Raw genomic sequence first — 6,129 nt, 5'->3', positions numbered from 1 at the left:
GATGGACTGCAAGGCGCAAAGCGCAGCGATACCCGCAGGTATCGCGAGCATTTGCAACGCCGCAGGACGCCCAAAGCGAGGATGCGCCGTTCGCGAGGGACTTGTTCAGCGTTGCCTCAAGGCCTTTCACGCTAAACAAAGCCCAGCTTGCGCACGCCCGCGTTCCAGTGCACGAGATTGGGCAGCACGGTCAGCAGCTCGGTGTCGGAGATGCCGAACCAGCTGCCCAGCGTGGCGGCCAGCTGGTCGACCGAGGTGGTGGGCAGCAAGCGGCCTTGGCCCACGTCGTCGGGGCCGTCGTTGGCCACGACAGGCGCTGCGCCGTAGAAGCGCCGGCCATTCACCGCACCGCCGAGCACGAAGTGCATGCTGCCCCAGCCGTGGTCGGAGCCATCGTTGTTGACGGTGAGCGTGCGGCCAAAGTCTGACGCGGTGAACGCCGTCACCTGGTTGGCCACGCCCAGCTCCACCGTGGCGGCCTGAAACGCAGACAGTGCATCGGCCACCGCGGTGAGCAGGCCGGGGTGTGTGGTGCTCAAGCCGTCGTGCGTGTCGAAGCCGCCCATGGACACGAAGAACACCTGCCGCTTGGCGCCGAGTGCATCGGCGCTGCCGATCATGCGGGCCACCAGCTTGAGCTGGTCGGCCAGGCCGTTGCCGAGGGGGAACTGGGTGGTGATCGTCGGGCCGCCCGCGAGTGCGGCCGTGAGCACGTCATTGGCTTCGATCGATCGCTTCATGACCCGCGTGTGCTCGGCCTCGAACAAGTGGGTGCGTGGCGCGGTGACCAGGTTGCGCAGCGCGTCAGAGCAGGCCGTGGAGCCGAACAGTGGCGACTTCACGCCGTTGAGCGGCACCGAGCCATTGGGCGTGACCTGGTATTGCACGGCGGTCTTGCCCGACATGTAGACCGCGTTGCCCGACACGTTGACGCAGGTGAAGGTGGCGTTGCCGTTGCCCGCCTGGAACAGGTCGCCCATGCGCCCACCCCAACCCGAGGTAGCGCCTTCGGGGGCCGACGATTGCCACACCGATTGCTGGTCGTTGTGCGAGAAGAGCTTGGGCGGCAGGGCCACCGACTTGTTGGTGTAGTCGGTCTTGGAGGTGGGGCCGACCAGGGTGCCGATGTTGAGCAGCACGCCCATCTGGCCCGCATCGAAGAGGGGCTTCAGTTTGGCCAGCTCGGGGGCCAGCGCGTATTGGCGGGAGTCGGGCAGCGCGGCGGTGGGCACGAGCACCGTGCTGTCGAGGCTGGCGCGCGCATAGGCCAGCGCGGGGCGCAACGCTTGATAGGCGTTGTAGTTGGCCGCGTCGTAAGGCACGAGTGTGTTGCCGTAGTCGTTGCCGCCATACAAGAACACGCAGACGATGGCCTTGTAGTCGGTGGCCGTGGAGGCCGCAGCCTCACCGATGGCGGCCAGGTTGAGTGCCCAGGGGGTGGCGACGCCTGCGACTGACAAGGCCGAGGCGCGCTGCAGGAAGGCACGGCGGGATGCGTTGAGTGTCATGGTGCTTCCTTCTTCACTTCTGAGTGATGAACTCGGGCGCCGCCAGCACCAGGGTGAGTGCGGCGTAGAGGCGGTTGTTCTTGCCCGCATCGGTGCTGACGTTGATGCTGTCGAGCGCGGTCTGGATGGGTGCGAGCGTGGCGGCACTCAGCTGGCCAGCGGCGAGCAGCAAGTTGAGCTCGGTGAGCAGGGCCTGCGAGCTGGTGACCAGGGGCAGCAGTGAGGTGTAGTCGGCTCTCACATCGGCAATGCCGGTGCTCACAGCACGCTGCATGTAGTTCACATAGCCGACCACCGACGATTCGTTGGTGATCTGAAACTCGGGCGCCACCAGCGCATGCGTGCCGATGTCGCTGTTGGGCGGCACATAGCCAGGGCGGAAGAAATTGAACACGCTCGGGCTGCGGCCGGGGCTCTGGCCCAGCCGCGTGCCGGGGTCGGTGGTGTTGGGGATGGCCCACGCGCCGCTCGGCGAGTTGGCCTTGAACGCGCGCGCCCAGGCGAGAAATCGCAGCATGGGCTCGCGCAGCTTGCCAAAGGCGGTGTCGGTGAGATGCGCGTCGCTTCGCGCTTCGTCGTCAAGCAGCACGGCCTTGAGCACGGCTTTGAGATCGCCTTTGAGGCCGGTGCCGTTGTCATTGAACACGGCCGCCACGCGGCCCACGTAGGCCGCACTCGGGTTGCTGGTGACCAGGCGCTGTATGAGCTGGCGGCTCACGAAGGGTGCCAAGTTGGCGTGGGCATGGATGGCGTCGAGTGCGAGGGCCAGGCTGGCCACGCCCTCGGTGTTGGCCGGGATGGTGGTGCCGAGAAAGGTCTTGGCGCCCAGCTCATGGCGGCTGGCCACCTGCTTCATGGGCTGGCGCTGGTACTCCTGCGGGTGAGCGACGTCGGTGGTGCTGGTGTCGAAGTCCCAGCCGGTGAAAACGCGCGCCAGACCGGTCACGTCGGCCTGTGCGTAGATTTCCTTGGGCAGGCCCGCGCTGAGCTTGAGGCTTCCATCGAGGTTGAGCTCGTACAGGCCCAAGGTGAAGAGCTGCATCAGCTCACGGGCGTAGTTTTCATCGGGCAGCGAACCGCGGGCGGTGTTGGCCTTGACGTTGCCGCGGAAGGTGAGGTACGCACCCATCGCCGGGCTGGTCGACACCTGCTGCAAGAGGTTGCGGTAGGTGCCGAAGGCGTTGGCTTCGAGCATGTCGGCGTAGCCCGACGCGGTAAAGGCTTTCCAGCCACCGCCTACGAGGCCCTCTATCGACACCACGAGAACCTCGGACAACGCCAGCGTCACGCGCTGGCGCACGGTGTCGGGCGAAGACACCAGCTTGCGCCACATGCCTTGGTCGAAGCCGGCTTGCGAATTTTTGTTCGTGTCGGCGCCGTAGCCTGAGGCGAGCAACCAGTCCCAGCGTGTGCCTTGCTGCGGCAGAGCGAACTGCTCGTCGAGCCAGGCCGAGTAGCCCAGCGTTTGCACACGGGCGATGTGCTCGCGCGTGGCGCCCATCGAGGCCTGCGCGAGAAAGCGCGAGGCTTGCTGCTCGCTGATGGCCACCGGCGGTGGCGGCGGTGCCGGCGGCGTGGTGCTGCTGGAGCCACCACCGCAGGCCGCAATACTGGTTGCGGTCGCGAAGACGGCCAGGCTGGTGACCGGCAGCAATCTCGGTTCGGGCTTCAGCCCGCTCGGCGCGGCCTCGACTACAACGGGGGGCGAAAGATCTGGCGGTACATCAAGCATGGCTGTCCACTCCTCTGATGGCGGCGCTTTGGGCGCGCTGCCTGGTTGTTGGGTGACAGCCTAACGCGGCCCTGTGCGACTTGGTTCGCCGGGTTTCGCCGCTTTACTCAGTAAAGCTTTGTCAAGCGATGTGGCTGTCGTCAGCGCTGCGGGCGGACCGTCAAAGGGCAGGCACCTGACGCTGTGTTTCGATGATGCGAAAAAAAGCCCACCCGGTAAGGGGTGGGCGTTCAAGTCCTCTGAAGGACGTCGTTGGGACTGGTGCGGTGCTCTCGCTTCGTGGCGCGTTTTTTTGTTGGAGCGCTTTGGCGATTCAGACCGTGTACCTGAAGATCTCGGTAAGACCCCGTGTGACAGCACAAGCGAAACTTTAGTCGTGCGACGTGGGCACTAACCATCCCCAATACGAGGGACGCTCTGGATACGGTTTGTAGCAAGCGCCAGGCGACTTTGCGTGCGAAGCGTTGCGTGGCCTGTGTTTGCAAGATTTCGCTGGGAAAGAGTGTGGTTTGACGGCCGTTCTGCCTGGCGCTTTTGCATCACACCCTTTTGGGGGAGCCCCGCGCGACAATGCGTCCATGCCCACCCTCCACCGACCCACGAGCGCCCCCTTGAACGAGCGCGAACTCGACGAGTTGCAAGCCTTGCTCGACGCCGTACCGCCGCCGCTGGAGCCGCTGGACGTAAGCATGCTCGACGGCTTCTTGTGCGGCCTGCTGGTGCAACCAGCAAAGGTGCCCGCAAGCCGCTGGCTGCCGCACATCACCGATGCAGATGGCCGCGCGCTGCCAGGTCGCTTCGATGCCACCCGCTTGCATGACCTCGCGATGCGCCGGCACGCCGAGCTGAACGACGCCATCGCGCGCCGCCAATGGTTCGACCCCTGGGTGTTCGAGCTCGAAGGCGATGAAGACGAGGCGCCGTCGGATGTCGACGCGGTGTACCCCTGGGTCGCTGGCTTCGCCACGGCGATGGAGCTGTTCCCAGAGCTGATGCAGCACGATGCGCAATCGCTCACTGAACCCCTGGCGTTGCTTTACCGTCACCTGGCCCCTGACGACCTGGAAGACGCCGACGAGTTGCTCGCCGAAATCGACACCCTGGAACCACCGGAAGACCTGGCCGAAGCGGTGGAGTGCCTGGTGCGCGCCACATTGCTGCTGGCCGATGTGGGCCGGCCTTTGCCGCCGTCCAATGCTCCGCGCAGGCCTGCGCCGCGCCGCCGCTGACGCGACGCCTCTAAGCCTTTACTCGCCGCGGGTGAACCAGCGCTGCGCATGCAGCGCGAGGCCGGTGGCCACGCTGGCAAAGCGGTCGCCCCGCACGGCCTGGGCTTGCGAAAACGCAGCCGAGATCTGCTGCGCCAGCAGGCGCAAGCCTGTGGAGCCGCCGGTGAAATACAGGGCGCCGATCTGATCGGGCCGCAGCCCGGCTTGCGCCACGGTGGCACGCGCCGCGTCAACGATACGCGCGAGGTCGCCCTCGATCGCATCCACCGCCTGCTGCTCCGTCAAGGTGACGGCGAGCGCGCGCTCCACGTGGCTCAGGTCGATGCGCGTGTCGCCACCTTCGGCCACGCTGATCTTGGCCGCCTCGGCGCGTGAGGCCAGCTCATGCCCGAGGCGCTCGGTCACCACCGTCATCAGCCGCTGGTGATGCTTGAGATCGGCGTAGAAGGCGCGCATCTGCCGCAACTCGGCCACGCGCAGCGGGTTGTAGACGGTGTTGATCAGATGCCAGGTGGCAAGGTCGAAGTAGACCGCGCTCGGCACCTCGCGCGGTGGCGCGCCGGCCACGCTGGGGCCGTAAGCGCCGTAGCCAAACTCGCCGAGGATGCTGGCCAGCTCTACGCGGCGGTCGAAATCGGTGCCTGCAATGTGCACGCCGTGGTTGGCGAGGATGTCGCCCTTGCGATCCAGCCGTTTCGCCCGCTCGGGGCCTACGCGCACGACTGAAAAGTCAGACGTGCCGCCGCCGATGTCGGCCACCAGCACCACCTGCTCGCGGCTCACGCTGCGCTCGAAGTCGAAGGCTGCGGCGATCGGCTCGTACTGAAAGTGCACCTCGCGAAAGCCCACCGCGCGCGCGGCGGATTCGAGCGCGGCCTGGGCCTGCGCATCGCGTGCGGGCTCGTCGTCGACGAAGAAGACGGGGCGACCGAGCACCACCTGCTCAATGGGCGCGCCGGCCTGGCGCTCGGCCAGGGTCTTCAGGTGGCGCAGGTAACCCGTGATGATGTCGAGGTACTTCACGCCACGGCCGCCGCCCACGTCGGTGGTCTGCTCGACCAGGCTGCTGCCGAGGATGCTTTTCATGGAGCGCATCAGCCGGCCGTCGATGCCATCGACATAAGCCGCCAGCGCGGCGCGGCCGAAAGCACGCGGTGGCCCGTTGTTTTCGGGGCCTTCGACGAAATAGAACACCGCTGTGGGCATGGTGCGCTGGCCCAGCTCCAGCTCGACCAGGCGCATCTGTCCTTCAGCGGGGATGGCAATGGCGGAATTGGAAGTGCCGAAGTCGATGGCGCAGTACATACAGGCTCAGGGGGCACGCGAGGGGGCGCGATTGTAGACTCGCCCCCAAAACGGAGCAGCCTCTATGCCACCTACCGACGACTTGCCTACCTTGCTCTCGCGCACCGCCTTGCGCGACCGTGCAGCCTTCGAGCGCCTTTATCGCGCCACCTGCGCGCATCTGTTGAGCGTCGCGTTCCGTATATTGAACAACAGGGATCGCGCCGAAGAGGTGCTGCAGGAAGCTTTCATGAACGTGTGGCACAGCGCCAGTGGCTACAACCCCGTCGTGGCCACGCCCATGACCTGGCTGATCAACATCGTGCGCAACAAGGCGATCGACGCCCTGCGCTCGGGCAAGACCGAGCGCGGCTCC

At 66.1% G+C, this 6,129-nt stretch carries 5 protein-coding genes; 2 read left to right on the top strand and 3 right to left on the bottom strand.

The features are described from left to right. Positions 1–131: 131 nt before the first annotated feature. Together AC30QB_RS13765 and AC30QB_RS13760 are read right to left on the bottom strand one after the other, a co-directional pair. Complete coding sequence (locus AC30QB_RS13765) at positions 132–1,508, bottom strand: DUF1501 domain-containing protein (RefSeq protein ID WP_489546796.1); 1,377 nt, start codon at positions 1,506–1,508, stop codon at positions 132–134. 13 nt (positions 1,509–1,521) lie between these two features. Then, positions 1,522–3,240 carry a DUF1800 domain-containing protein gene (locus AC30QB_RS13760; protein ID WP_489546795.1) on the bottom strand — a complete coding sequence of 573 codons (1,719 nt, stop codon included), beginning with the start codon at positions 3,238–3,240 and terminating at the stop codon, positions 1,522–1,524. A 578-nt stretch (positions 3,241–3,818) separates the two neighbouring features. Between AC30QB_RS13760 and AC30QB_RS13755 the strand changes: the two genes are divergently transcribed. Beyond that, a complete protein-coding gene (locus AC30QB_RS13755; RefSeq protein ID WP_489546794.1) occupies positions 3,819–4,469 on the top strand; it encodes a YecA/YgfB family protein in 651 nt (216 codons plus the stop codon). A gap of 18 nt (positions 4,470–4,487) precedes the next feature. Here AC30QB_RS13755 and AC30QB_RS13750 read toward each other — a convergent pair whose 3' ends face one another. After that, positions 4,488–5,774 (bottom strand): Hsp70 family protein, encoded by a 1,287-nt coding sequence (locus tag AC30QB_RS13750; RefSeq protein WP_489546793.1) that lies wholly within the window; start codon positions 5,772–5,774, stop codon positions 4,488–4,490. Between the two features lie 64 nt (positions 5,775–5,838). On the opposite strand from AC30QB_RS13750, the gene AC30QB_RS13745 reads away from it, so the two are divergent. Then, positions 5,839–6,129: sigma-70 family RNA polymerase sigma factor (locus AC30QB_RS13745; protein WP_489546792.1), on the top strand; the 291-nt coding region annotated here is incomplete at its 3' end.

The sequence above is a fragment of the Rhizobacter sp. genome, from assembly GCF_046595475.1.
In the GTDB taxonomy this organism is placed as follows: Bacteria; Pseudomonadota; Gammaproteobacteria; order Burkholderiales; family Burkholderiaceae_C; genus Rhizobacter.
The sequence above is the reverse complement of the archived record's forward strand: the minus strand, read 5'-3'. Positions and strand labels throughout refer to the sequence as shown.

Excerpts from the sequence above, each read along its gene's own strand:
- AC30QB_RS13765 (WP_489546796.1), bottom strand. The coding sequence starts at position 1,508 with ATGACACTCAACGCATCCCGCCGTGCCTTCCTGCAGCGCGCCTCGGCC.
- AC30QB_RS13760 (WP_489546795.1), bottom strand. The coding sequence starts at position 3,240 with ATGCTTGATGTACCGCCAGATCTTTCGCCCCCCGTTGTAGTCGAGGCC.
- AC30QB_RS13755 (WP_489546794.1), top strand. The coding sequence starts at position 3,819 with ATGCCCACCCTCCACCGACCCACGAGCGCCCCCTTGAACGAGCGCGAA.
- AC30QB_RS13750 (WP_489546793.1), bottom strand. The coding sequence starts at position 5,774 with ATGTACTGCGCCATCGACTTCGGCACTTCCAATTCCGCCATTGCCATC.